The sequence below is a fragment of the Roseateles sp. GW821-FHT09H11 genome (genome assembly GCF_059415845.1).
Window position 1 is genome coordinate 338,610 of record NZ_JBWKOA010000006.1, and the last position, 25,889, is coordinate 364,498.

The 25,889-nt window shown below is 69.4% G+C and carries 24 protein-coding genes; 11 read left to right on the forward strand and 13 right to left on the reverse strand.

Annotation, left to right across the window (positions count from 1 at the left end; translation table 11 throughout):
- The first annotated feature begins 37 nt into the window (after positions 1-37).
- Together serB and AC07PR_RS21075 are read left to right on the forward strand one after the other, a co-directional pair.
- Positions 38-760: a phosphoserine phosphatase SerB gene (gene serB, locus AC07PR_RS21070; RefSeq protein WP_495136455.1), complete on the forward strand. Its 723-nt coding sequence runs from the start codon at positions 38-40 to the stop codon at positions 758-760.
- Between the two features lie 55 nt (positions 761-815).
- Positions 816-2,654 (forward strand): putative bifunctional diguanylate cyclase/phosphodiesterase, encoded by a 1,839-nt coding sequence (locus tag AC07PR_RS21075; protein WP_483105553.1) that lies wholly within the window; start codon positions 816-818, stop codon positions 2,652-2,654.
- Positions 2,655-2,679: 25 nt separating this feature from the next.
- On the opposite strand, the gene rraA is transcribed toward AC07PR_RS21075, so the two are convergent.
- From rraA to AC07PR_RS21105, 6 genes are all read right to left on the reverse strand, one after another.
- Entirely contained in the window at positions 2,680-3,216 is a 537-nt protein-coding gene (rraA, locus tag AC07PR_RS21080; protein WP_495136456.1) for a ribonuclease E activity regulator RraA, read from the reverse strand.
- A gap of 4 nt (positions 3,217-3,220) precedes the next feature.
- Positions 3,221-3,454 (reverse strand): RNA-binding S4 domain-containing protein, encoded by a 234-nt coding sequence (locus AC07PR_RS21085; RefSeq protein WP_377156560.1) that lies wholly within the window; start codon positions 3,452-3,454, stop codon positions 3,221-3,223.
- A 14-nt stretch (positions 3,455-3,468) separates the two neighbouring features.
- Positions 3,469-5,193, reverse strand: a complete 1,725-nt coding sequence (locus AC07PR_RS21090; protein ID WP_495136457.1) for a thiamine pyrophosphate-binding protein — start codon at positions 5,191-5,193, stop codon at positions 3,469-3,471.
- 112 nt (positions 5,194-5,305) lie between these two features.
- Positions 5,306-5,752, reverse strand: coding sequence for an FXYD domain-containing ion transport regulator (locus tag AC07PR_RS21095; RefSeq protein WP_495136458.1), 447 nt, complete (start codon positions 5,750-5,752; stop codon positions 5,306-5,308).
- Between the two features lie 17 nt (positions 5,753-5,769).
- Positions 5,770-6,243 carry a Panacea domain-containing protein gene (locus AC07PR_RS21100; protein ID WP_483105549.1) on the reverse strand — a complete coding sequence of 158 codons (474 nt, stop codon included), beginning with the start codon at positions 6,241-6,243 and terminating at the stop codon, positions 5,770-5,772.
- A gap of 184 nt (positions 6,244-6,427) precedes the next feature.
- Complete coding sequence (locus AC07PR_RS21105; protein ID WP_483105548.1) at positions 6,428-7,693, reverse strand: MFS transporter; 1,266 nt, start codon at positions 7,691-7,693, stop codon at positions 6,428-6,430.
- Between the two features lie 69 nt (positions 7,694-7,762).
- On the opposite strand from AC07PR_RS21105, the gene AC07PR_RS21110 reads away from it, so the two are divergent.
- The 3 genes from AC07PR_RS21110 to AC07PR_RS21120 all read left to right on the forward strand — a co-directional run bounded on the left by AC07PR_RS21110 (position 7,763) and on the right by AC07PR_RS21120 (position 10,271).
- Positions 7,763-8,680 (forward strand): AraC family transcriptional regulator, encoded by a 918-nt coding sequence (locus AC07PR_RS21110; RefSeq protein ID WP_495136459.1) that lies wholly within the window; start codon positions 7,763-7,765, stop codon positions 8,678-8,680.
- A 12-nt stretch (positions 8,681-8,692) separates the two neighbouring features.
- On the forward strand, positions 8,693-9,805 hold the full coding sequence (nadA, locus tag AC07PR_RS21115; RefSeq protein WP_495136460.1) for a quinolinate synthase NadA: 1,113 nt from the start codon (positions 8,693-8,695) through the stop codon (positions 9,803-9,805).
- 178 nt (positions 9,806-9,983) lie between these two features.
- Positions 9,984-10,271, forward strand: coding sequence for a late competence development ComFB family protein (locus AC07PR_RS21120; RefSeq protein WP_377156568.1), 288 nt, complete (start codon positions 9,984-9,986; stop codon positions 10,269-10,271).
- 155 nt (positions 10,272-10,426) lie between these two features.
- Here AC07PR_RS21120 and nadB read toward each other — a convergent pair whose 3' ends face one another.
- Both nadB and AC07PR_RS21130 read right to left on the reverse strand, forming a co-directional pair.
- The gene (gene nadB / locus AC07PR_RS21125) at positions 10,427-12,040 is read right to left on the reverse strand and encodes an L-aspartate oxidase (protein ID WP_495136461.1); all 1,614 of its coding nucleotides are present in this window, start codon (positions 12,038-12,040) and stop codon (positions 10,427-10,429) included.
- A 46-nt stretch (positions 12,041-12,086) separates the two neighbouring features.
- The gene (locus AC07PR_RS21130; protein WP_495136462.1) at positions 12,087-13,067 is read right to left on the reverse strand and encodes a GlxA family transcriptional regulator; all 981 of its coding nucleotides are present in this window, start codon (positions 13,065-13,067) and stop codon (positions 12,087-12,089) included.
- A gap of 136 nt (positions 13,068-13,203) precedes the next feature.
- Between AC07PR_RS21130 and AC07PR_RS21135 the strand changes: the two genes are divergently transcribed.
- Genes AC07PR_RS21135 through AC07PR_RS21155 form a run of 5 tightly spaced genes read left to right on the forward strand, consistent with a single transcriptional unit; the run spans position 13,204 to position 17,315 of the window.
- Positions 13,204-13,773: a GNAT family N-acetyltransferase gene (locus AC07PR_RS21135; protein ID WP_495136463.1), complete on the forward strand. Its 570-nt coding sequence runs from the start codon at positions 13,204-13,206 to the stop codon at positions 13,771-13,773.
- 19 nt (positions 13,774-13,792) lie between these two features.
- Positions 13,793-14,533 carry an iron-containing redox enzyme family protein gene (locus AC07PR_RS21140; protein ID WP_377156573.1) on the forward strand — a complete coding sequence of 247 codons (741 nt, stop codon included), beginning with the start codon at positions 13,793-13,795 and terminating at the stop codon, positions 14,531-14,533.
- Positions 14,530-15,810 carry an MFS transporter gene (locus AC07PR_RS21145; protein ID WP_495136464.1) on the forward strand — a complete coding sequence of 427 codons (1,281 nt, stop codon included), beginning with the start codon at positions 14,530-14,532 and terminating at the stop codon, positions 15,808-15,810. The genes AC07PR_RS21140 and AC07PR_RS21145 overlap by 4 nt, the downstream gene beginning before the upstream one ends.
- A gap of 56 nt (positions 15,811-15,866) precedes the next feature.
- Positions 15,867-17,087: an aminotransferase class V-fold PLP-dependent enzyme gene (locus tag AC07PR_RS21150; protein ID WP_495136465.1), complete on the forward strand. Its 1,221-nt coding sequence runs from the start codon at positions 15,867-15,869 to the stop codon at positions 17,085-17,087.
- Between the two features lie 9 nt (positions 17,088-17,096).
- Positions 17,097-17,315 (forward strand): hypothetical protein, encoded by a 219-nt coding sequence (locus tag AC07PR_RS21155; RefSeq protein WP_377156576.1) that lies wholly within the window; start codon positions 17,097-17,099, stop codon positions 17,313-17,315.
- A gap of 56 nt (positions 17,316-17,371) precedes the next feature.
- Here the strand turns inward: AC07PR_RS21155 and AC07PR_RS21160 are convergent, their stop codons facing one another.
- The 3 genes from AC07PR_RS21160 to AC07PR_RS21170 all read right to left on the reverse strand — a co-directional run bounded on the left by AC07PR_RS21160 (position 17,372) and on the right by AC07PR_RS21170 (position 19,603).
- Entirely contained in the window at positions 17,372-17,746 is a 375-nt protein-coding gene (locus tag AC07PR_RS21160; RefSeq protein WP_331617228.1) for a response regulator, read from the reverse strand.
- Between the two features lie 142 nt (positions 17,747-17,888).
- Positions 17,889-18,056, reverse strand: coding sequence for a hypothetical protein (locus AC07PR_RS21165; protein WP_377156579.1), 168 nt, complete (start codon positions 18,054-18,056; stop codon positions 17,889-17,891).
- A gap of 128 nt (positions 18,057-18,184) precedes the next feature.
- Positions 18,185-19,603, reverse strand: coding sequence for an aldehyde dehydrogenase family protein (locus AC07PR_RS21170; protein WP_495136466.1), 1,419 nt, complete (start codon positions 19,601-19,603; stop codon positions 18,185-18,187).
- Positions 19,604-19,732: 129 nt separating this feature from the next.
- Between AC07PR_RS21170 and AC07PR_RS21175 the strand changes: the two genes are divergently transcribed.
- On the forward strand, positions 19,733-20,644 hold the full coding sequence (locus AC07PR_RS21175) for a LysR family transcriptional regulator (protein WP_495136467.1): 912 nt from the start codon (positions 19,733-19,735) through the stop codon (positions 20,642-20,644).
- On the opposite strand, the gene AC07PR_RS21180 is transcribed toward AC07PR_RS21175, so the two are convergent.
- Both AC07PR_RS21180 and paaZ read right to left on the reverse strand, forming a co-directional pair.
- Positions 20,635-23,601 (reverse strand): hypothetical protein, encoded by a 2,967-nt coding sequence (locus tag AC07PR_RS21180; protein ID WP_495136468.1) that lies wholly within the window; start codon positions 23,599-23,601, stop codon positions 20,635-20,637. The genes AC07PR_RS21175 and AC07PR_RS21180 overlap by 10 nt on opposite strands.
- Before the next feature lie 99 nt (positions 23,602-23,700).
- Positions 23,701-25,752 carry a phenylacetic acid degradation bifunctional protein PaaZ gene (paaZ, locus tag AC07PR_RS21185; RefSeq protein WP_495136469.1) on the reverse strand — a complete coding sequence of 684 codons (2,052 nt, stop codon included), beginning with the start codon at positions 25,750-25,752 and terminating at the stop codon, positions 23,701-23,703.
- Positions 25,753-25,889: the final 137 nt, after the last annotated feature.

A 25,889-nucleotide genomic window follows, 5' to 3' on the forward strand; every position in this document is an offset into this window, starting at 1 on the left:
CAGGCCCGTTTCCAGGCCCGCTGCAGGTTCCGATCGCATGACCACCACGCCGTCCCCGTCGTCCACCTTCTCCCCGCTCGTCCTGCAGGGCTTCACGCCGCCGCTGGCGCTGCGCGACTTCAAGCTCGCCGCCTTCGACATGGATTCGACGCTGATCTCGATCGAGTGCATCGACGAGATCGCCGCCGCCGCGGGCCGCAAGGCCGAGGTCGCCGCGATCACCGAGGCCGCCATGCGCGGCGAGATCACCGACTTCAAGGACAGCCTGCGCCGCCGCCTCGCACTGCTGAAGGGCGTCGGCGAGAACGCGCTGGCACAGGTGCTGCGCGAGCGGCTCAACTTCAACCCCGGCGCGCGCGAACTCTGCGCCGCGCTGAAGGCGGCCGGCCTGAAGCTGGTGCTGGTCTCCGGCGGCTTCACCTACTTCACCCGCTTCGTCGCCGCCGAGCTGGGCATGGACTTCGTCCGCAGCAACGAGCTGGAGATCGCCGACGGCCGGCTGACCGGCGCCCTCGTGATGCAGGACTGGGGCGACATCTGCGACGGCGAGGAGAAGCGCCGCATGATGCTGGCCTGCGCCGGGCACATCGGCGCGACCTCCGCGCAGTGCATCGCCGTCGGCGACGGCGCCAACGACCTGCCGATGATGGGCGCCGCCGGGCTCTCGGTCGCCTATCACGCCAAACCCAAGGTCCGCGAGCAGGCCATGGTCGCGATCAACGACGGCGGCCTCGACCGGTTGCTGACAGTGTTGCGCTGAGGTTCTTGCCGACCGGCGTCGAGCCTGCGATGCTCCCGGCAAACAGGGAGCAGCGATGCGAGAACAGCACGCGACAAGGACGGACGAGCAGGCCGACATCGATCACCTGCAACGCGACGTGCTGGAAGCCGTCGCGCTCGGCCGCCCGCTGGCGGCGGTGATGGACCTGCTGTGCCGCGCCGTCGAGGCGCTGGCACCGGAGGTGATCTGCTCCGTGCTGGCGGTGGACGAGGACGGTCGCGTGCACCCGCTGGCCGCCCCCAGCCTGCCGACCACGTTCAGCGGCGCGCTGGAAGGCTTCATGATCGGTCCGCAGGCCGGCTCCTGCGGCACCGCCGCCTGGCGCCGCCAGCCGGTCGAGGTCACCGACATCGCCAACGACCCGCTGTGGGCCGACTTCCGCGAGCTCGCGCTGCCGCACGGGCTGCATGCCTGCTGGTCCACCCCCATCCTGCTGGGCGCCGACCAGGTCGTCGCCACCTTCGCGCTGTACTACCGAGAACCGCGCGGCGCGGCGCCCTTCCACCGCCGCATGGTGCAGGCCTGCACGCAGCTGTGCCAGATCGCGTTCATGCACGACCGACACCAGCGCGAGATCGAGCGCCTGGCCTACTTCGACGGCGTCACCGGCCTGCCCAACCGCACCCTGCTGGCCGACCGCGCCCGGCAGACGCTGATGCAGGCCTCGCGCACCGAGGCGCCGGCCGCGCTGCTGCTGCTCGACATCGACCGCTTCAAGACCGTCAACGATTCGCTGGGCCATGCCGTCGGCGACCAGGTGCTGAAACACATCTCCGAGCGGCTGCTGGGCGCGCTGCGCGACAGCGACACCCTGGCGCGCCTGGGCGGCGACGAGTTCGTCGCGCTGCTGCCGGGCTGCTCGGCGGACGACGCGATGCATGTGGCTGGCAAGCTGCGCGCGGTGCTCGAGGCTCCGATCCCGCTCGCCGGCAGTCATGCGCGCGTGCAGATGACGGCCAGCATCGGCGTCTGCGCCTATCCGCGGGACGGGCTCGACCTCGACCAGCTGCTGAAGAACGCCGACATCGCGATGTACGAGGCCAAACGCGCCGGCCGTGACTGCGCTCGCTTCTTCCTGCACGCGATGAACCAGGCTCTGGACGAGCGGCTCGACATCGAGGCCGCGCTCCGTCACGCGCTGTCCCACCAGTTGCTGCAGCTGCACTTCCAACCCAAGGTGCGGTTGACCGACCGCGCGCTGGTGGGCGTCGAAGCGCTGCTGCGCTGGCACGACGCCGAACGCGGCTGGGTGTCGCCGGACCGCTTCATCCCGGTCGCCGAGGAGAGCGGCCTGATCAATGCGCTGGACGCCTGGGTGCTCGCGCAAGCCTGCGCGCAACTGGCACGCTGGCGAGCCGAGGGGATCGCCGTGCCGGGCGTGTCGGTGAACGTCTCGCCGCAGCGTTTCCATCAGGACGACGTCGCCGCCCATGCGCGGGCGCTGCTCGCGAAGCACGGACTGGCGGCGAGCGATCTGACGCTGGAGGTCACCGAGCGGCTGATGCTCGACGACACCAGCCGCCCCCGCGAGCAACTGCAGCAGTTGCACGAGATGGGTGTCGGCGTGTCGGTCGACGACTTCGGCACCGGTTATTCAAGCCTGAGCTACCTGAAGCGCCTGCCGGTGACCGAGCTGAAGCTCGACAAGAGTTTCGTGCGCGACCTGGAGCAGGACGCCGACGATCGCGCGTTGTCGAGCGCGGTGATCGGCATCGGGCGTTCGCTCGGACTGACCGTGGTCGCGGAAGGCGTGGAGACCGAGGGGCAGCGCGCCGTCCTCGTCGCGATGGGCTGCGACGCGGCGCAGGGCTGGCTGTTCGGCAGACCGATGGCAGCGGAGGCGCTGGCCGGCTGGATCGCCGCCCAGGGGTGAGATCCGGGCCCGGCGCAGGCCTCGCTCAGCCGGCCGCGTGCACGGCCTTGGGCGTGACGATGATGCCGTCCTCGTCGGCGTAGAGCCAATCGCCTGGACGGATCCAGACGCCCTCGATCAGGACGGGCAGGTCCGCGAGGCCCTGCTCGCGGCGCTCGGTCGGCATCGGCACATGGCCCAGCGCGAAGATGCCGACGGCCGCCGCGCGCAGCTCCTCGAGGTCGCGCACCGCGCCGTGGACCAGCACGCCGGCCCAGCCGTTCTTCGCCGCGCTGACGGCGAGGTTGCCGCCCAGCAGCGACCGCCGCAACGAACCGCCGCCGTCGACCACGAGCACGCGTCCGGCGCCGAAGCTCTCGACGGCCGCCTTGACTTGCGAGTTGTCGTCCAGGCATCTCACCGTGGCCACCGGGCCGGCGAAGCGCGGATGTCCGCCGTAGCTGCGATACAGGCTGCCCGGCAGCCAGCGCGTGTCGCCGCTGGTGTCGGCCTTCAGCGAGTCGCAGAGATCGCAGGTCGAGAAACGGATCGCGGCGCGGGTCGCGGCGCTGGGACTGGTCATCGGGTCACTCCTCCGGGTCGTTCAGGATCTCGATGCGTTGGCCGTTGAACTCGACCACCTGGCCGGCGCGGATCTTGGCGGTCTTGCGCAGATCGACCTGACCGTCGACGCGCACCTGGCCCTCGGAGATGAAGTGCCGGGCCTCGCCGCCGCTGCTGGCCAGCGAGGTGGCCTTGAGCAGCTTGTCGAGTTCGATGTATTCGCCGCGCAGGGCGAAGGGGATGGCGGAAGCAGTCATGGCGTGATTTTCCGTCATCCGGCTTTCCGCTTCAGCGCCGCCTCGCGGATGCTGCTGAGCGTCGCGCGGCTGGTGGAGATCTCGACCGGCAGCTTCAGGTGGATCAGCGTCGGGACCTGCGCCGAGAGGGCCTGCCGCAGCGCGGGCTCGACGTCCTCGGTGCGGGCCGCGCTGAACGCGAGCCAGCCATAGGCGCGGGCGAGCGCGGCGAAGTCCGGGTTGTGCAGGTCGCTGCCGCTGACGCGGCCGGGATACTCGCGCTCCTGGTGCATGCGGATCGTGCCGTAGCTGCCGTTGTCGACCACGAGACAGATCAATCGCCGCGCGCCATGGGCCATCGCGGTGGACATCTCCTGGCCGGTCATCAGGAAGTCGCCGTCGCCGGCAATGTTGACGACCCAGCGCTCGCGCTGCAGCAGCGCTGCCGCGACGGCGGCCGGGAAGCCGTAGCCCATCGCGCCGCTGGTCGGCGCCAGCTGCGTGCGGCCGCCCTGATGCAGCGCCGTGTAGCGATGGAAGCGATGCAGCCAGCCGCTGTAGTTGCCCGCGCCGTTCGTGAAGATGGTCTCCGCGGGCAGCAGCCGGTCCAGCAGATGCATGACCTCGGCCAGGTCCATCGGGCCGACCGGCAGCGCCTGCTGGTTGCGCTGGTAGTCGGCATGCGCGTCGCGCGACCACTGCAACCACGGCAGCTCTTCGACGTCGGCGGGCGGGCGCAGCTGCTGCAGCGCCAGCGCGGCGCCGCTCATGCTGGCCTGGATCATCTGGTCGGCCGCGTAGACGCGGCCCAGTTCCTCGGACCCGGCATGGATGTGCACCAGTTGCTGGGCAGGCCGCGGCGCCTTCAGCAGCGTGTAGCCGCCGGTGGTCATCTCGCCCAGGCGCGGGCCGATGGCGATGATGAGGTCCGCCTCGCCGACGCGCTTGGCGAGCGCCGGATTGATGCCGATGCCGACGTCGCCCGCGTACAGCGGATCGCGGTTGTCGTAGAGGTCCTGGAAGCGGAACGCGCAGCCGACCGGCAGCTGCCAGGCGTGGGCGAAGTCCTGCAGCGCGGCGCAGGCCTCGGCGGTCCAGCCGCCGCCGCCGGCGATGACGAACGGCCGCTGCGCGCCTTCGAGCCGCGCCTGCAGTTCGACCAGGTCCGCCGGTGCCGGCCACGCGACGGCGGGCTTGGCGCGGGGAAGCACCGGCGCGTCGGTGAGCTGCGTGAGCATGTCCTCGGGCAGCACGAGGACGACCGGACCGGGGCGTCCCTGCATGGCGGTGTGGAAGGCCCGCGCGACGTATTCCGGCAGGCGATGCGGGTCCTGCACCTCGCCGACCCATTTCGCCATGCCCAGCGTGCCCGGGCCGAACATCTGGCGGTAGTCGACTTCCTGGAAGGCTTCGCGATCGCGCTGATCCGAGGCCACCTGCCCGATGAACAGGATCATCGGCGTCGAGTCCTGGAAGGCCGTGTGCAGCCCGATGCTGGCATTGGTGGCACCGGGTCCGCGGGTCACGAAGCACACGCCGGGGCGACCGGTCAGCTTGCCCTGGGCATCGGCCATGAAGGCCGCACCGCCCTCCTGCCGGCAGCCGATGAAGCGGATGCGCTCGCGGTGCTCATGGAAGCCGTCGAGGACCGCGAGGTAGCTCTCGCCTGGAACTCCGAAGACCTCCGTGATCCCTTGCTCGATCAGGGCCTCGACGAGGACGTGCCCGGCGGGGCGGCTGACGGTGCGGTGCTGATCCATGACGGACGACTGTAGCGAGCGGCCCCGCCATTGCAAGCGGGTGGGATGTCCCCTGTTGCGGCGCGGATGCGGGTTGCGAAATCCAGGGCTTCGGGGTCAAGTGTTGCCCGGGCTATTTCCTGGGTTCGAACACGCGTTCCAGCGCGTTGGCGAACTTGTCCGCGACCGTGGTGAAGACGGTGTCCGGCAGCGGCTCCTTCTTCGGTGAAGCCATCCGCAGGATGGCGATCAGCAACACTGTCGGAACGGAAAACAATGCCAGCATCACACCCGCGACGCCGTGCCAGCCATCGCCCTGGATCATCGGGTTCGTGCACTCCACGATGCGCGCGAAGGAATCGGTGATCTCCGCCAGCGGCGAGCAGTTGAAGGGCCAGATGGTCATCAGCTTCAGGATGACCAACACACCGACGATGTACAGGGTGCCGGCGACGCTCAGTCCACCGAAGGTGCTCGCGCGCTTGATCTTGTAGTCGAGCACTTCCGAATCGAACTTCTTCAACTCCCCCGCTGCCGGTTCATCGACCGGTGGGACCGGCATCAGCGGCGGCTCCGCCATCGGGAAGGACGACTCTTTCATTGCAGCTTCTCCCGATAGAAGGAGCGGATGCTGTCGTCGGGAATGACAGCCTGTTTGGCGGCTCGCGCAGTTGACCAGGGACCGCCCGGTTCATGCCCTAGCGTCGACAACTGCGACGCGCTGAGCCCGCCATACCGGTCCATCACCTGATCGAGAACGCGCCAGAACGCCGCATCCTCGGTGGACGGCATCAGCGCCTGGTACGCATTGGTCCGCGCCTCGACAGTCTCGATGTATTGGCAGATCGCCTCATGACCGAGGTTCTTCAGCCGGTGAAAGAGCGTCTCGAAAACGGGGCCGTATTCCCACGCCTCCGGTCGTTCGTCGACCGCGGGCAGCCCCTGCAGCGCGAGGCGCCACGCGTGGATGAAGAAGATCAGCTTCTGCAGCTTCAGATGACTGATGCGAATGCCGCGCTGTTTCGCTCGGTAGAGCACGGCATTGGCGACGATGGCGGGTGAGTAGGGCATGGTTTGCGGACTCCAGAGCCAACGACTCTAGATCCGCCGCATGCCGCTGCAAACGAAGGTCCCCGCGCTGTTGCGTCCACGACGCGATGCAAGTTCCGGGACCAGCCTCGATTGCTATGACGACCTCGGATGACCACCTATGCCAGTCACCCGGCACCTCGCATTGACTTCCCCCTGAGGGGTGTCAGCGCTTCCCTTGCCGCACCAGGCTCGCCGCGCCGATGCCCAGCAGCAGCGCGAACGACGCGCCGAAGAACACCGCGTTGTTCCAGTGCCGGTCCATCAGCGCGCCGAAGATCGGCGCCGCGACGGCGAAGCCGGTGTCCAGGCCGGAGTACACCGTGCCGTACACGCGCCCCGTCGCTCCGGGCGGCGCCGCGCGCTTGATCAGCATGTCGCGCGACGGGCCTGCGAGGCCCGTGCCGAAGCCTGCCGTCGCCGCCGCAATCAACGCTGCCGTCGCCGGCAGCCAGCCCGTCGCCGTCAACGCCAGCAGCGCCGCGGCGACGAACATCGCACCGGCGATGTTGCGCTCCAGGTTCTGCGACTTCGCCACCAGGAAGCCGCCGACGATCATCCCCGCCGCGCCGGCCAGCATGTAGCCGGTCACGACGAACGCGGTGCTGGCCAGGCTCACGCCGTACATCGCCGACAGTGCCGGCGACGCGAAGCTCTGGATCGCGCTCAGCGCGGAGGTCGTGAAGAAGAAGAACGAGAAGCACAGCCACACCGACGGCAGCTTCAGGAAGGCCATCGGATGCTCGTCGACGGGCGCCTTCGCCGCGCCGGCCTTCTCATGGCCCCACGAGCCCTGCGTGTCGTCGATCGCGTCGCGCTTGAAGACCAGCAGCGCGATCACGAACAGCGCCCACGCCGCGGTCGCCGCGTAGCCCAGGCGCCATTGGCCGGTCGCCTCGTGCATCGAGATCAGCAGCACCGGCGCCACGGCCCAGCCGAGGTTGCCCGTGATGCCGTGCACCGAGAACGCATGCCCCAGCCGCTGCTGCGACACCCGCTTGTTCAGGATCGTGAAGTCCACCGGGTGGAAGGGCGAGTTGCCCAGCCCTGCCAGCGCCGCGGCCAGCGCCAGCCCGACGAAGCTCTGGGCCGTGCCCGCCGCCAGCGACGCCAGCACGAAACAGCCCAGCGCCGCGAACAGCACCGGCCGCGCGCCCGTCCTGTCGACCAGGAAGCCTGACAGCGCCTGCCCCACGCCCGAGATCACGAAGAAGATCGTCACCAGCAGGCCGAGTTCGGAATAACTCAGCCCGAACTCCCGCATGAACACCGGGAACAGCGGTGGCAGCAGCATGTGGAAGAAGTGCGAGGTGCCGTGGGCCAGACCGATCAGGCTGATGGTCTGGATGTCTCGTTGCCTGCTCTGTGCGGCGCTCTGTTCGGGGCTCGGCGACAGGCCGGCCGCGTCGGCGGTGGTGGTGGCGGTGTTCATGAACGGAATGGTGACAGGGCCTTTACGTCGGAATTACGATAGCCGGACAAGTTCTGTCGAGTTTCCGCCATGGATCATCCGACCCCTCCTTCGCACCCTCCTTCGGCCTCTCCTTCGGCCTCTCCTTCGACCTCTCCTTCACCCGCTCGTCCGACGCCGCACCCCACCCCGACCCTCACCCGTCGCACCAGCCTGCCGCCGCTCGATCCGCGCCGCTATGCGCCCAGCGCCGTGCGCCCGGTGCGGGCCAAGTCGCGCAGCCTGGACGGGTTCATGGACATCCAGGCCCACCACCACACCTGGGGCCAGTTCGTCTTCTCGGTGACCGGCGTCGTGCGCGTCAGCACCGACCGCGCCACCTTCCTGGTCCCGCCCTCGCGCGGCGTCTGGATCCCCGCCGGCGTGGTCCATGCGGTGACCGCCGTCGAGCGCTGCGAGCTGCGCACCCTCTACCTGCTGGATCCGCCCGACGACGGCGAGGTCTGGGCCGAGAACCGCGTCCTCGAAGTCTCCCCGCTGCTGCGGGAGCTGGCGGTGCAGCTCGCGCGGGACGAGATCGAGCCCGCTGGAACCGTGGCCGAGGTCGTGGCCGACCGCGAGGGCTGGATCGGCAAGCTGATCCTCGACGAGATCCGCCGCGCGCCCAGCCTGCAGCTCGGCGTCGCGCTGCCGACCGACAAGCGCCTGCGCCGCCTCTGCGAGGCCGTGCTGGCCGAGCCGATGCGCCATGCCAGCCTGGACGACTGGGCGGCGGAAGTCGGCGCGAGCGCGCGCACCGTCTCCCGCCTCTTCCGCCAGGAGCTGGGCAGCAGCTACGCGCAATGGCGCCAGCAGGCGCTGCTGGCCGAGGCGCTGCGGCTGGCGGCGCATCGCAAGCCGATGCAGGTCATCGCCGCGGAGCTCGGCTACGCCAGCGCCAGCGCCTTCACCGCGATGGTCACAAGGACGGTCGGCATGCCGCCGAGCCGGTTTTTCGGCCAGACCTAGAATTCCTCCCCTATGGAACAGGTTCTCTACGACTTCGCCCGCCAGGACGCGGACGGCGCCACCTGCACCGCCCATGCCTGGGCCAAGGTGCCGGCACCGTTGACGCCCAGCCAGCGCTCGCAACTCAAGGCGCGTGCCGCCGAACTGCTCAAGGCCAAGGGGGCGGTGCTCGTCGCCCATTACTACGTCGACGGCGACCTGCAGGACCTCGCGCAGGAAAGCGGCGGCATCGTGTCCGATTCGCTGGAGATGGCGCGCTTCGGCCGCGACCACGCGGCGCAGACCCTGGTGGTCGCCGGCGTGAAGTTCATGGGCGAAAGCGCCAAGATCCTCAGCCCCGAGAAGCGCGTGCTGATGCCCGACCTGGACGCGACCTGCTCGCTGGACCTGGGCTGCCCGGCCGAGGACTTCGCCGCCTTCTGCGACGCGCATCCCGACCGCACCGTCGTCGTCTACGCCAACACCAGCGCCGCGGTGAAGGCGCGCGCGGACTGGATGGTCACCAGTTCCTGCGCGCTGGAGATCGTCAGCGAACTCAAGGCCCGCGGCGAGAAGATCCTGTGGGCGCCCGACCGCCACCTGGGCCGCTACATCCAGGAGCAGACCGGCGCCGACATGCTGATGTGGAACGGTGCCTGCATCGTCCACGACGAGTTCAAGGGCCTGGAACTGGAGCTGCTGCGCGAGCAGCACCCCGACGCGATGATCCTGGTCCACCCGGAGTCGCCGGCCTCGGTGGTCGCGCAGGCGGACGTCGTGGGATCGACCTCCGCGCTGATCAAGGCCGTGGTCGAGGGCACGGCGCGCGAATACGTCGTCGCCACCGACAACGGCATCCTGCATGCGATGCGGCAGATGGCGCCGGGCAAGGTCCTGATCGAGGCGCCGACGGCGGGCAACAGCGCCACCTGCAAGAGCTGCGCGCACTGCCCCTGGATGGCGATGAACGGCCTGCAGGGCCTGGTCGATTGCCTGGAGCGCGGCACCGGCGAGATCTTCGTCGAAGAGACGATCCGGGTCGAAGCGAAGTCGTGCATCGACCGCATGCTCGACTTCACCGCGAAGCTCAAGGAGAAGAAGGCGGCGGAAGCGGGCGCGATGGTGCCGGGCATCGGCGCGGCCTGATCGCACTTCGACGGCCGCTGGCCCTCACCCCTGCCCTCTCCCGCAAGCGGGAGGAGGCGTCTCGTGAGGGCGTCTCGTGAGTGCGCCCCGCGTGAACGAGTGTCACCGGGGGCTTTCCATCTGCGCGGGGGGCGGCCTATGCTGTGGCCATCCCAGTTGCCCACGGCAGGACGTGCTCATGGACTTCACCTCGCTCTACAACCATCACGAACGCGAAGTGTTTGCCGCGGTGATGGAGAACGCTCCGCAGTTCCCCGAGATCCACCGTGAAGCCGAATTGCTGGCCGACGTGGCCTGCGTCGCGCTGAACCGGCTGCCTCCGCGCTACATCCGCCATGCGGTGGACTACTCGTTCTACCTGACCGAGCAGGAGCGGCTGGACGTGGATGCCGCGATCAAGGAAGCGGTCAGCTACGCCTTCAACTTCGTGCAAGCGCGCAGCGTCCTTCGCACGAAGCAGCGCTGAGCGCCAACGCAGACTCAGGCCAGGGCTCAGGCCCATGGTCCACGAGGCTCACTGGGGCCGGAATGGGGCTTGGGGTCCCTGGAGGGGCGCCCCATGCCCCGTGGAGAGCCCACGCTTGACGACGGCAGGCATCGACGCAGTCCGCGACGTCCTGCTCAGCGCGTATTCCCGTTGCGCACCAGCACCGTCGGCAGACTCGCCGGCAGCGTGCGCGGGTAGTCGCGGCTGTAGTGCAGCCCGCGGCTTTCGTGCCGCAGCAGCGCCGAACGCACGATGAGTTCCGCGCAATCGACCAGGTTGCGCAACTCCAGCAGGTCGCGGCTGACGCGGAAGTTGGCGTAGTAGTCGTCGATCTCCGCGCGCAGCAGGTCGATGCGATGCAGGGCGCGCTCCAGGCGCTTGGTCGTGCGCACGATGCCGACGTAGTTCCACATCAGCGAACGCAGCTCGTCCCAGTTGTGGGCGATGACGACCTGCTCGTCCGCGTCCTCGACCTGGCTTTCGTCCCAGGCCGGCAGCGGCGCCGGAGGGAGCACCTCCTGCGCCAGGATGTCGGACGCGCAGCCCTGGCCGAGCACGACGCATTCCAGCAGCGAGTTGCTCGCCAGCCGGTTGGCGCCGTGCAGGCCGGTGTGGGCGGTCTCGCCGACCGCGTAGAGGCCGGGCAGGTCGGCGCGGCCCTGCAGGTCGGACACCACGCCCCCGCAGGTGAAGTGCACCGCCGGCACCACCGGGATCGGCTGGCGCGCGATGTCGATGCCCAGCGCGAGGCAACGCGCGTGGACGGTCGGGAAGTGTTCCTTCAGGAAGTCCTCGCCGAGGTGCGTGGCGTCGAGCCACACGTGGTCGAGGCCGTGTTTCTTCATCTCGAAGTCGATCGCGCGGGCGACCACGTCGCGCGGTGCGAGTTCGAGCCGTTCATCGTGCGCCGCCATGAAGCGCGTCCCGTCCGGCAGCTTCAGGTGACCGCCCTCCCCGCGCAGCGCCTCGGTGATCAGGAAGCTGCGTTCCTGCGGGTGGTACAGGCAGGTCGGGTGGAACTGGATGAACTCCATGTTGGCGATGCGGCAGCCCGCGCGCCACGCCATCGCGATGCCGTCGCCGGTGGAGGTGTCCGGATTGGTCGTGTAGCGGTAGACCTTGCCGGCGCCGCCGGTGGCCATCACCACGGCGCGCGCCGCGATCGCGTCGACGCGCTGGGCGTCCATGTCGAGCGCGTAGATGCCGTAGCAGCGGGACGGCTCGTCGCGCTGCACATGCCGCGAGGTGATCAGGTCCAGCGCCATCCAGCGCTGGCGCAGCTCGATGTTGGGATGGGCCTGCGCCTTGGCCAGCAGCGCGTCGTGGATGGCCTTGCCGGTGGCGTCGGCGGCGTGGGCGATGCGGCGCACCGCGTGGCCGCCCTCACGGGTCAGGTGCAGCCCGAGCGGCCCCTGCTCATCGAGCGTGAAGGGCACGCCCTGCTCGACCAGCCAGCCGACGGCATCGGCGCTGCGTTCGGCGATGTAGCGGGCGGTGGCCTCGTCGACCAGACCGGCGCCGGCCTCCTGCGTGTCGCGGACGTGGCTCTCGATGCTGTCGTCAGAGCCGAGCACCCCGACGATCCCGCCCTGCGCCCAGGCGGTGGCGGCCTCGTTGAGTTCGCGCTTGGCCAGCACGATCACCGGCACGCGGTCGGCGAGGTGAAGCGCCACGGTCAATCCGGCCAGGCCGGCACCCACGATCACCACCGGCGCCAGCGCGGCGTCGGTCCGAACAGCTGCTGTCATCGTCATCGCCCGGTCATCGGGGCGTCATCGCTTGGGAGTGGGGATTCTAAGCATCGGACCGTGGCGCGCCCCCGCCGCGTCGAAGCAGCGAGGGCGGCAGGCGCTCGTGCTTGTTCCAGTTCGCGCGGAAGGCCTGCACGCTGCCGTAGCCGCAGGTGGCGGCGATGTTCTCCAGCGACAGCCGTGAACTGGTCATCAGCCGGCGGGCCAGGTCCATGCGCAGCGCGATCTGGTACTGCTTGATGCTGACGCCGGTCTCGGCGAGGAACAGCCGGGCCAGATGGCGTTCGCTCAGGCCGGCCTGAGCGGCCAGTTCGTCGATCGTGACGCGACCACCCAGTTGTGTCGCGATCGCATCCTGGACCGCATGGATGCGCTGGTTGCCGTGGGCGCGGTAACGCGTCGCGGCGGACAGTTCGGGGTCGGCGCCGAAGCGGCGGAAGTTCACCACGTTCTCGCGCGCGACCTGGATGGCGACGTCCTCGCCGAAGGCCTGCGCCACCAGGTGCAGCGCCAGGTCGATGCCGGAGGTGACCCCGGCGGACGTGAGCAGGTCCCCGTCCTCGACGAACACGCGGTTCTCGAGCACCGTCGTCTTCGGACTGGCCGCGCGCAGTCGGGCGATGAAGCGGTGATGCGTGGTGCACAGGCGGCCGTCGAGCAGGCCGGCATCGGCCAGCAGGAAGGTGCCGGTGCAGACGCCGCAGATCCGCAGCCCGTCCGGCCGGTCGCGGCCCAGTTGCGCCAGCCAGTCCACGGCCTTGCGCCAGGCCGACGAGCGCATCAGCGCCGGCGTCAGTTTGCTGCCGATGATGAACAGCACCGAGTCCGGCGGCAGGGTGTGCGGCAGCGGGCGGATGTCGGTCAGCGTCAGCGGCTGGAAGGCGCCGACCGAGACCTCCGGCCCGATGCAACGCACATCGACCGTGCCGGCGCCGATCTCGCCGATCGAATGGATGACCTGCAGCGGGCCCGCCAGGTCCAGCACATGCGCCGACGGGATCATCAGGAAGTGGACGCTCTTCATCGCCGAAAAAGTTCCTCAGGACTTATCCCCTCCCATCATGGCCGGTTTCTTGCCGTTCTGAGCGCGTTTGTTGCCGCGTCGGCCGCGGAGGCGTCGCTAATCTGCCCCTCCCGATCAATCGCGAAGGAGACCGCCCGTGAAGTCAGAGCCATCGTTCATTGCCCGTTACGACTGGATCGATCGGATCGACGATCGACTCGCCGGGCAGCTTGTCGAGCTCGTCAACAGCACCGTGGCCGACGGCGGCATGCTGGGCTTCGAGCGGGCGCTGACGCCGCATCAGGAAGTCCAGTTTGTTGCCGCCCTGCGCGTGGGCATCGCCTCGGGCCGGACCCACCTGTTGATGGGACGCGTCGACGCGCGACCGGCCTTCATGGCGCTGCTGCATCTCAACGGCATGGCCACCTGCCGTCACCGCGCGGAACTGGCCAAAGGCGTGGTGCACCCGGACTTCCGCGGCCTGCGCTTCGTGCAGCTCGCGCTGCGCGAGATCACGCGCCGCGCCGAACAGCTGGGCGTCGAGCAGCTGGTGCTCGACGTGCGCGAGAACACCCGCGCCCACCACCTCTGGCAGTTCTTCGGCTTCGAGACCTATGGCGTCCTGGAGGACTACGCCCGCGTCGGCGACGCGGTCCATCGGGGCCATTTCATGGCGCAGGCGGTGCAGGCATTGCGCCGTCGCGTCGATGCCCCCGCCGCCCTTTGATCCCGCACAGGAGTCCCCCATGCCGCAATCCAAGGCCGCCTTCAAGGAACAGCTGCGATCGCTGCTGCACAGCCATCTGACGATGGCGCATCCCCTGTTCGACCGCCTGATGAATCCTGACGGGAAGGACATCGTGCTGCTGCGCCAGGTGGCGCTGCAGGGCTATCAGCTGACAAAGCATTTCCTGGGCTACGTCGAGCACCTGTTCTTCCACTGCCCGCTGCCGACGTTCAAGCGCGCGCTGCTGATCAACCTGTACGAGGAGGAAACCGGCCGGCTCTCCAGGACCGACAACCACGTGGTGCTGATGCAGAACTTCCTCCGTGCGCTGGGCATCGGCGATGAGGAGCGCGACGCCGCGCGCCCGCTGCCCGCGACGCAGGACCTGATCGACTACCGGCTGTACGCGGTGCGGGGCCGCGGCAGCTATCACATCGCCGCCGCCGCGGTGATGATCGCCAGCGAAGGCCAGAACCTGGAGCTCAAGGCCGGCGAGGCGCGCCACGAACTGCTGGGCAAGGTCTACGGATTGACGGAGGAGGACCTGTTGTTCTTCTCCGTCCACCAGGCCGAGGATGTCGGCCATGTCGAACAGGGCTTGAACCTGGTCGCCGAGCTGTGCGACACCGACCGGCTGCAGCAGGAAGCGCTGCACGCGGTCGATCACACCTGCCGCCTGTTCTACACGATGTACGACGGCATGTACCGCGCCTACTGCCTTCCGGCCACGCGCCGCGGCATCCCGGGGCTGGTCGCATGAAGCCGGCCACGCCTTCCCGGCACCTGGTCCACGCCCTCGTGGCGGTGGGCTTCCTGGTGATGTTCTTCTCCACCAGCATCAAGAGCCTCTACCAGGTCTACTTCGCCGACCTGGCGACCCACTTCGGGCGCGGCCGTTCCGACTTCGCCTGGTCGGGCGCCGTGTTCATGCTGGTCACCGGGCTGGCATCGCCGCTGGTGGGGTGGCTGAGCGATCGCCACGGGCCGTTGCGCACCGTGGTGATCGGCTGCCTGGCCGCCGGTGTCGCGCTCGCGGGCACCAGTCTGTTCGACCGGTCGCTCCCGGTCTTCGTCCTCGGCTACGGGCTGTTCGCGGCCTTCGGCCTGGCGGCCATGACCTATGTGCCGATGGGCGTGCTGGTCGATCGCCTCTTCGAGCAGAAGAAGTCCGGTCTGGCCTTCGCGGTGGTCACCAATGGCACCTCGATCAGCTTCATCGTGCTGTCGCCGTTCTGGCTGTGGCTGGCGCCGAAGGCGACGTGGGAGACCACCTTCCTGCTGACGGGCGCCTTCCTCGCGCTGCCGCTCGCTGGTCTGGCGTGGTTCGCCGCGGCGAAGTCGAAGGCGGCCGGCCTGGATGCCGCCAACGCCGCTTCCGAAGCGGACGCGTCGACGGTGACGGCGAAGGCGCCTCCCCCCCGCGCCTGGTCCCTGCTGCGGCGCGACAGCGGCTTCCATGCCCTGGCGATCGGCTTCATGGGCTGCGGCGCGAGCATGGCCTTCATCGATGTCCACCTGGTCGCGTTCTGGCAGGACCATTCGACGCCGCGCGCGCTGATGGGCGTCAGCCTGAGCCTGCTCGGCGTGCTGGAGCTGATCAGCGGCTTGCTGACCGGCTGGCTGGCGATGCGGCTGCCCAAGCGCACGCTGCTGGGCGCGTTCTACGTGCTGCGGTCCTGCGCCGTGCTGCTCCTGCTCGGAGCGTCGGAAGACCTTCGCACGCTGGGCTTCGCCGTCGTGTTCGGCGCGACCTACCTGGGCACGGTGGTGCTGACGTCGATGTTCTGCCTGGCGCGCTACGGCGCGGCGATCAAGGGACGGGCCTTCGGCTACCTGTTCCTGGCGCACCAGTTCGGCGGCTTCGCCTCGGTGCAGCTGGGCGCGCTCAGCCAAGACCTGTGGGGCAGCTACCAGCCCTACATCGTCGGACTGGCGTGCCTGACGGCACTGGGCGGCGTGACGAGCTGGCTGTTCCTGCGCGATCCGGACGTCGACACCGCCCCGCCTCCGGGACTGCAAGCCCGGCCCTCCGCCTGACACGTCGCCGTCCGTCGGCCACGGCCCCACCGAAACGCCTTCGAGAGGAAGCTGCCTTGGATCACCAATCCTTCACCAACGCCGTCCGCACCGGCCAGTTCCAGGACCTCAGCGACGCGCACTGCGAGCCGGTCGCCATCACCTCGGCCTATGTCTTCGCCTCGGCGGCGGACGCGGCGCGCAAGTTCAGCGGCGTGGCCGCGGGGAACGTGTACTCGCGCTTCTCCAACCCGACCGTGCAGGCGCTCGAGCGACGCATCGCGGCGATGGAGCGCGCGGAGGCGGCGGTCGCCTTCTCGTCGGGCATGGCGGCGATCGTGGCCATGGCGCAGGCGTGGGTGGCGACCGGCAGGAACATCGTCTGTTCCCGCGATGTCTTCGGCACGACCCTCATGGCCTTCCGCCATCACTTCGGCAGACTGGGCGTCGACGTGCGCGTCGTCGACCTGACCGACCTGGCGCAATGGGACGCCGCGATCGACGATCGCACCGCCTTCGCGTTCATGGAGACGCCGTCCAACCCGCTGCAGAACGTGGGAGACATCGAGGCCATCTCCCTGCTCGCCCATGCGCGCGGCGCGCTGCTGGCGGTGGACAACTCGCTGCTCACACCGTACCAGCAGAACCCCTTGCGCCTGGGCGCCGACATCGTCATCCATTCCGCGGGCAAGTACATGGACGGTCACGGCCGCGTGGTGGCGGGTGTCGCGGTCGGCGCCGAGCGGCTGATGGCCGACCTGCGCGGCGTGCTGCGCGTGACCGGCGCCTCGTTGGGCGCGATGGACGCGTGGCTGCTGCTCAAGAGCCTGGAGACCTTGCATCTGCGCATGGCGGCGATCTCCGCCAACGCGATGCAGCTGGCGCGCTGGCTGAAGGCGTCCCCGAAAGTCGCCGCCGTGGTCTACACCGGCCTGGCGACACACCCGCAGCATGCGCTGGCGGCGGCGCAGCAATCGGGCTTCGGCGGCGTGGTGGGTTTCCGCGTCCCGGGGGGCCGCGAGGGCGCGTGGTCGGTGGTGGATGCGCTGCGGCTGATCTCCATCGCCACCAGCATCGGGGACACGCGCAGCATGATCACCCATCCCGCCTCGACCACGCACGGCAGGCTGTCGGCGGCGGAGCGCCGGCAGTCCGGTATCGGCGAGGATCTGCTGCGGTTGTCGGTCGGCCTGGAGAACGTGTCCGACCTGATGTCGGACCTGGATCTCGCGATGGCCGGGCTGCCCGATCACGAACCGGCCGGTGGGACGCTGCAAGGTGTCGCGGCGCTGGGCTGAACGGTCATCATGGACACCGCCCTGCACGCCCTGTTGACCGCGCTCTTCATGCTCGGCGTCGGCGCGCCCTTCCTCATCTCGGCCTGCCGCCCGCTGCCGCGATCGGCGCGGGCGCTGCGCGTGGGCCTGGGCGTGCTGGTCATGGGGGCGTCGCTGGCGTCGGACCCCTTGTCCGTCGCGCTGCTGCACGTCGACGGCCTGATGGCCATGGCCGGCTGCGGCCCCTGAGCGGCGCCATCCCCGCGATGGCCCCTTCGACGCGATAGTCGCGAGCGCCGCGCGCCTCAGAACAGCGGCTTCTCGCCGGCCAGCACGCGCAGGTCGTCGAGCAGCTGCAGCTGCTCATGCGCCTTGTCGTAGAAGCCGTCGGCGCCGTGCTTCTCGCACAGCGAGCGGTAGAAGTCGGGGTCGCGGCTGCTGAGCACCCACAGCTTGCCGGTGTAGCCGCCGGCGCGTGCGCGCCGCAGCACATGCATGCCGGAGCCGACCTGCAGGTTCAGGTCGAGCAGCACCACATCGGGTTTGAGCACCGAGATCGCCTGCACGGCGTCTTCCTCGCTGTCCGCGTAGCCCACCACTTCCACGAAATCGAGTCCCTCGAACAATCGCAGGAACTGCTCGCGAACAAACTCGGAATCCTCGACGAGCAAGACGCGCATGCCCTTCCCTTCCTCTCACTGAATCGTTCGTCACATTTTGGCGCGGCACCGATTCACACGCGGCCGTCAGGGGCGTCGACTTCGCAACGGAGCGTAAACCGGCGCCTGTGGCGTGCGCTCTTCGCGCCGGCTTCAGGGGCGCTCAGACGACCGCGGCGATCGCTGTGCAGACGCCGCCCAGACCGGCGGCGGAAGCGAGGAAGGTGACGTCTCGCCGCTCGCTGCCGCCCTTCCACGCCATCAGCGCGACCAGGGCCAGGGTGCCGGTGAACAACAGACCGGCGATGACGGGAGTAGTGAGGAAATCCAAGGCAGTTCGAAGTGGGGTCAACAGAGGCCTCAGTGTGGGCGGACCGCGCACGCGGCTCAAGGTCGAACTTCCTTGCCCGGCATTCGGCTTTGCCGATCCCGCGAAGGCCCTCCGCCGTGCCGGCCGCCTCAGGCTGTGGTGATCGTCTTCGGTTCCAGGAAGGCCTCCATGCCCATCACGCCGAACTCCCGGCCCACGCCCGATTGCTTGACGCCGCCGAACGGCGCCAGCAGGTCCGGCGCGACGCGGTTGATCAGCACCGTGCCCGCCTCCAGTTGTGAGGCCACGCGTCGCGCGCGGTCCGCGTCGGCGGAGAACACGTAAGCCTGCAGCCCATACGGCGAGTCGTTGGCCACCTTGATCGCCTCGTCCTCCGAGTCCACCGGGAGCACGGACAGCACAGGGCCGAAGATCTCCTCGCGGGCGATGTCCATGTCGTTGCGGACATCGGCAAAGACCGTCGGACGCACGAACCAGCCGCGATCGCGTCCGTCCGGCCGCCCCTCTCCGCCAGCGATCAGCGTCGCGCCCTGGTCGAGGCCGCGGCGGATGAAATGCTGGACGCGCTCGTACTGCGCGCGGCTGACCATCGGACCGATCGTCGTCGCCGGATCGCGCGGATCGCCGACGCGCATCGCGGCGACGGCGGACCGGATCCGCTCGACGACCTCAGGCATCCGGGCACGCGGCACCAGCAAGCGTGTGCCGGCCACGCAGGCCTGCCCGCTGTTCATGAAGGCCGCAGCCAGCGCGAGGGGGAGCGCCACATCGAGATCCGCGTCGTCCAGCAACAGCGAGGCCGACTTTCCGGTCAAGGCCAGGCTCACGCGCTTCATCGTGTCGACGGCGCCACGCGCGATCAGCTTGCCGGTCGGCGTCGAGCCGGTGAACGACAGCTTCGCGACGCCCGGATGCGTGCCGATCTCGGCGCCGACGTCGACACCGCGGCCGGTCACGATGTTGACGACACCCGGCGGCAGATCCGCCGCGTGGATCGCGCGAGCGACGACATGCACCTGCCACGGGCTCAGCTCGCTGGGCTTGATCACCGTCGCGCAGCCGGCGGCGATGGCGGCCGCGAGCTTGCTGGCCATCGTGCCGGCGGTGCTGTTCCAGGGCGCGAAGAGCCCGGACACGCCGACCGGCGCCATCACCACGGTCGATGCGCCGACGCGGCGTTCGAACGCGTAGCTCGGCAGCGCGCGCGCCGCGTCGCCGAAGCACTGCGACGCGTAATTGGCGACCCACTGCGCCCGGGCGACCGGACCGCCGTACTCGGTGATCGTCGCTTCCAGGAGGTCCTCGGCATGCGCCAGCATCGCGGCCTGCAGGCGCTCGAGCATCGCGACGCGCTCCGCGACGGAAGTCCGCCCGAAGGCCGGCTGGGCGCGCATCGCGGCTTCGACGGCGCGACGGGCATCGTCGCGATGCGCGAGCCGGGCCTGACCGACCACGGCCTCGGTGGCGGGATCGATGATGTCGACGACCTCGTCGCCGGTCACGGCAACGAAGGCGCCGTCGATGTAATTCTGGTCGAAGTTCCGCATGGCTTGTCCTTTCGGCATGAACCTCAGCGACACGCCGTGGCTCGTTGAGAGGAATGTAGGCAGCGGCGTCCATGTCGATAAGCCGTCCAATGATGGACGAGTCATCCCGATTCAAAGAACAATGCAGGCATGCAGAAGGACAGCCTGACCGAATTCGAGGTGGTGCTCGCCGTCGCGCGCAGGCAGGGCTTCCGGCCGGCGGCGGTGGAACTGGAGATGTCGACTTCCGCCGTCAGCAACGCCGTTGCGGGGCTGGAGGCGCGAATGGGCGTGCGGCTCTTCCATCGCACGACGCGCAGCGTGTCGCTCACTGAGGCGGGGCGGCGCTTCATCGACCGGGTCGGTCCGGCGGTGGCGCAGATCCAGGAGGCCGTCGCGTCGGCCGACGATCGTGCGGGAGCGCCCACCGGCACCTTGCGCCTGAACAGCTCGCTGGGCGCGGCGCAGATGGTGTTCCGGCCGATCCTGGCGGAGTTCCTGCGCCGGCATCCGGGCGTGACGCTGGATGTGGTCACCGAGGGTCGGCTGGTCGACATCGTCGCCGAGGGCTTCGACGCGGGACTGCGGCTCGCGCCGCAGGTGCCGCGCGACATGATCCGCGTGCCGATCGGCCTGCCGCTGCGGATGGCGGTCGTCGGTGCGCCCGATTACCTCGAGCGCCACGGCCTGCCAGCGACGCCCGCGGACCTCGCACGCCATGCCTGCATCCGCGCGCGGATGCCGAGCGGACTGCCGTCCCCGTGGGAGTTTGCGCGCGCGAAGCGCGGCAGAGCCGCCGCGAGCGAGACGCTCGACGTGCCGGGACCGATGGTGCTCGACTCGCCGCTGCTGATGCTGGAGGCGGCGCGCGCGGGACTGGGGCTCGCGCAGATCGCCGAGTGGTATGTCGCCGACGATCTCGCGACCGGCCGGCTCCGCCGCGTGCTGGACGACTGGGCGGCTCCGCTACCGGCGCTGTGCCTGTATTACGCGGGCCATCGACACATCCCGGCGACGCTGCGCGCGTTGATCGATTTCATCCACCAGCAGCATCAGCGATGACCGCGCCGGCGAGGGCCGGGATGCCCCCGCCAGCGTCCGGAGCTTGAGTCATCGGCCTCCCCGTGGCGACGGCGCCACTCCTCGGCCACCCGCTCGAGCCGACGCCTGGCGTCGACGAACGCCGCTCGCGGCGACTGCGCCGCATCCGCATTGACCGCCAACCCGCCTTCCTGCCGCCGGGCTCGCACCAGCAACCGACCGACCGAGTTCCACACCAGCCTTTCAGACTGGCCGCGGCTGTGCTCCAGCGTGTCCGACGCCCACGCCATCCAGGGAATCATCAACAGGGGATCGGGGTGGTCCAGCTTGCCGATGGCGGTCAGAGCCGCCGACGCCGGCGTGAAGAACGCCGGACCGGACCGCAAGTGACGAAGGAAGCGGGCGAGTTCCTCCTGCAGGTCCGGCGCTCCCGTCTTGGACATCCATGAGATCAGCGCCGTGCGAACCGTGTGCTCGTCCGGATGACGGGAGAGCCAGGCACGGAGGATCTGCAGGCGCCGCCGGGTCGACGCCTCGTCCGCATACTTCAGCAGCCAGGTGATCAAGGCCGACTGGGCGCTCCGGTCGAGTCCCTCGTCGAGGCTGTGCCAGAGCCGCTCGACGCCGGCCGCCAACAGCGCCTGGTCGTTCCGGACCAGCCTGCCGACGAACGAGATGGCCCGACCGGCGGCGATCGAGAAGTCGGCCTGAGCGATGACGCGGGCCAGGCGGTCCCGACCGCCTTCGGCCGCCTGGTCGCCGTCCACGATCCACAACGCCAGTTGCGCCAGCCAGCTCTGCGAGTCCAGCGCCGCGGCCCGCTTCGACAGCGCCTGCCGCAAGGACGCGGGCACCTTGATGCCCCCCTGGTGACATTGCATGACCAGGCTGAACAGGTTGCGCGTCTCCAACTTCCCTTCGGGCGCCTCGGCCCAAGCCGTGGCGATCGCCACCATCAGTTCGTCGAAGGCCGGCATGCGGCCGTCCGGATCCTGGGCGGCATACAGGCGCAGCGTGGCCAGTGCGATGCCCAGCAGCCGGGCGCTGCCGGCCGCCTCGACAGACGCCGTCGCGATCAGGCGTTCCATCTCGCCCGTCTTCACGGGTCGATGGCGCCAGGCCATGTCGGCGACCCGCGCATGCATGGAAGCCACGCCCGACCAGGCCCGCCCGAGCTTGTGGTCGAGCTCGTGCATCTGGAAGATGTGCCATCCCTGCGCGCTGACCAGATGCGAGAGCCTCTCGCCGGCGGCGTGCCCGGACTCGGTGGCGAGCGGGAGAAAAGCCTCCAGCAGCAGCAGCGGACAGACCGCGTAGGCGCGATGGAAGTAGGCGACCAGCGTGAATGCCGCGATCTCCCAGGACAAGTCCTTGAAGGTCGCGCGGGCGGGCGGCTTGCGTCCATCGTTGAGCGTTTTCCAGATGCCCTTGACGATCGAGTCGAAGGGCTTGCCGGCCTGCGCCACCATGGCCAGGATCAGCAGGTCCTCCTCGGTCTTCATCAACCAGTCGCGATGCCCCGGATAGATCTCGGCCAGCGCGAGACGCTCGCGATCGTCCGGCCGCGCGACCCCGTGCCGCGGCAGCTCGTCGATGTTCTCCAGAAGATGCTCGCTGTTCTCCAGCAGCAGGTCGGGCGTCGCGGCGAGAACGACCAGGGCAAGCGGCCGCTTGCCCAGCTCCTTGAGGATGCGCGGCCATCCGCTGTTGGCGCCGAGCGGATCGTCCAGCAGCAGGAGCACGGGCCGATGGTCTCCGGTCACCGCGCGCACCGAGTCGACGATGCGGTTGCAAGCGCTGGTCTCCTGGTCCTGCATGAAGCGCCCGTCGAGCACCACGCAGGCGCCGTCCAGCGCGAGCAGCGTGGCAACGCGCAGGGCCAGGGTGCTCTTGCCCGTGCCCGGTGCGCCCACCAGCCACTGCACACGCAACTGGCCCTCCCGGCGCAGGCTCAGCGCCAGCGCCTGCCCCAGACGCGCGACCAGGCCGGGCGTATCGCTGCGTTCGAAGAAGCCGTTGAAATCCTCGCCGCCGGCGACGACGTCGCCCCAGTCGGCGCGCCGAGCCACGAACCAGGGGCGGAACTGGTCCTGTCGGAGCTTGCGGAGCCGCGTGCGATCGACCAGATCCAGTCCGCACTCCAGTCCGATCGCGCGCGCCGTGAACGGAAACAGGCGATCGGAGACGTGATGCGTCAGCAGTTGCTGAGGTTCCTGTTGGCACCAGTTGATCGTTCCGTCGGGACTGCGGTCGGACACGGGCATCACCGACAACAGCGCCCGCAGCGCCTGAAGCACGCCATCGAGGGCGCCGGGGGCGGGGTCCAGGCCCAGGCCGCCCGCCGCCAGCTCCTTCATCGCCTCCTGCTCGGCGTAACGCCGATCCGCCGCCGCATCGACCGCCTCGTTGGGCATGTACAGCACGGCGGTCGCCGACCACAGTTCGTCGAAGAGCGCCTCGGGACCATGCGTGATCGCTGCCGCTTGCCAATGCGCTCGATCGGAGCCCTCCGTCGGTGGCGTGAGCACCGTCCTGAGGAAGTGCACCCGCGCGGCGTCCCGTGCCGACCCGGGCAGTTCGCCCGACCTGATCGCATGCACCTTGTAGGCAAGGTCCGGGGTGACCAGCCGGAGCTGGAGCAAGGCCCGCTTGTGCGGCGCGATCCACAGCCATTTCGGCGCGAAGGCCAGCAGCAACTCCGCCAGCTTGCCAGCGGTCGCCCAGTGGTCGCCGACCTTGCATTGCCACAGGACGATCCGGCCATCACGGTCGATCTCGTCGATGTCCTCGGCCCACTCGTAGCGCAGCCGTACAGGCACGTGCCCATCCACCGGAGACACGGCCCGGCCCAGGACCATCGCGGCCAGGCGAAGCACCGCGAAGGCCCGCTGGTACTCGAACCCGTTGAGCGCGATCCGGCCGCCGCGCGTTCCCTTGAGCTGGCTCAATCGCGCTTCGTCGATCGGGAACGTTTCCAAGCCTGACAATGCCGCCTCCCCAGGTGGTCGCGAGGCAGTCTAGTCTTCCGCGTCCAGGCTGTCCCCGTGCGATCGGGGGGGCGGCGGCCCCGCGCGAGGTCAGGCGCTCTTCTTCGCGACCAAGGTCAGGATGTCATAGCTCGCCACGAGCTCACCACGCTGGTTGGTGACCTGCACGTCCCAGGCGACGACGCCTTGCGGCGGCTGGTCCGGGCGGTTGCCGCGGTCGATGCGGCGCTTGCAGGTGAGTCGCGCCTGGATGGTGTCGCCGATGGCCACGGGGTTCACGAAGCGCAGCGTGTCGAGGCCGTAGTTGGCGAGGACCGGTCCCGGCGCGGGCGACACGAACAGGCCCGCCGCCGCCGACAGCACGAAGTAGCCGTGCGCGATGCGCTGGCCGAATTGCGTGTCCTTGGCCGCGACCTCGTCGAAGTGCATGTAGAAGAAGTCGCCGCTGATGCCGCCGAAGTTGACGATGTCCGCCTCGGACACCGTGCGGCGATGCGTCAGCAGCGAGTCGCCGACCTGGATCTCTTCGAAGTACTTGCGGAAGGGGTGGATCGCGTCCTCGGTGACCTTGCCGCCGCGCACGTACTCGCCGGTGATGGCCGTGAGCATCGTCGGCGAGGCCTGCACCGCGCAGCGTTGCAGGTAGTGCTTGACGGCGCGGATGCCGCCAAGTTCCTCGCCGCCGCCGGCGCGGCCCGGGCCGCCGTGCTTGAGCATCGGCAGCGGCGAGCCGTGGCCGGTCGACTCGCCGGCCGCGTCGCGGTCCAGCACCAGCAGTCGGCCGTGGAAGGCGGCCGCGTGATAGACGGCCTGCGCGGCCAGCGCGGGCGTCTTCGTGACCACCGATCCCACCAGGCTGCCGCGGCCCTTGGCGGCGAGCGCCAGCGCTTCGTCGAAGTCGTTGTAGCTCATCAGCGTCGACACCGGCCCGAAGGCCTCGACGTTGTGGACGGCCTCGTTGTTCATCGCGTCGCGGCACAGCAGCAGCGTCGGCGCGAAGAAGGCGCCGTCGCCGACGCCCTCTCCCACCGGCGCGAAGCCGTCGCGCTCGCCGTAGACGACCTCGTTGCCCTGCGCGAGCTGCGCCAGGCGCTCGGCCACGTCGGCCTGCTGCGCCTTGGACGCCAGCGCGCCCATGCGCACGCCCTCGATGGCCGGATCGCCGATCTTGATCTTCGCGAGCCGCTCGCGCAGCGCCGCGGCCACTGCATCGATCTGCGCCGCCGGCACGATCGCGCGGCGGATGGCCGTGCACTTCTGGCCGGCCTTGGCGCTCATCTCCCGCATCACTTCCTTGACGAAGAGATCGAATTCGGGATCCCCGGGCACCACGTCCGGGGCCAGGATCGCGCAGTTGAGGCTGTCCGCCTCGGCGTTGAACGGCACCGAGCGGCGGATCAGGTTCGGATTGACGCGCAGCTGCGCCGCGGTGTCCGCCGAGCCGGTGAAGGTGACGACATCCGTCTCCTCCAGCCGGTCCAGCAGATCGCCGGAACCGCCGATGACCAGCTGCAACGCGCCGGCCGGCAGCAGGCCGGACTGCTCGATCAGGCGCACGCAGGCCTCGGCGACATAACTGGTCGCGGTGGCCGGCTTGACGATGCAGGGCATGCCGGCGAGGAAACTCGGTGCGAACTTCTCCAGCATCCCCCACATCGGGAAGTTGAACGCGTTGATGTGCACGGCGATGCCGCGCTTGGGCACCAGCACGTGCGTGCCCATGAACTGCCCGAGTTTGCCCAGCGCCTGCGCCGGGCCTTCATGGACGATGTTGCTCGACGGCAGCTCGCGGCGGCCCATCGACGCGTAGGCGAAGAGCGTGCCGAAGCCGCCTTCGATGTCGATCCACGAATCGGGCCGCGTCGCGCCGGTGTGCGCGGAGATCGCGTAGAGCGATTCCTTGTGTTCCTGCAGATAGGTCGCCAGCGCCTTCAGGATCGCCGCGCGCTGCTGGAAGTCGAGCGCCAGCAGCGCCGGCAGCGCCTGCCGGCGCGCGAAGTGCAGGCTTTCGCCGAAGTCGATCTCCTCGGCATGGGTCTGCGTCACCAACCGTCCGTTGACGGCGCTGTGCAGGCCGCGCGCGGCGGTGGCGCCGATCCAGCGACCAGCAATCAAGCTCTGAAGAACGGGGGTAGCGCTCATAGGATTCTCACAACGTCAATCGCAGGATATTTCGCGGACGAGCGGCGTAGCGAGCGGGTCGAGGTTGGGCCTGAGGCGCGCAGCCATACTCCTGTATGGCGAGCACCGCAGGCCCAAGATCGGCCCGCGCAGTAGCC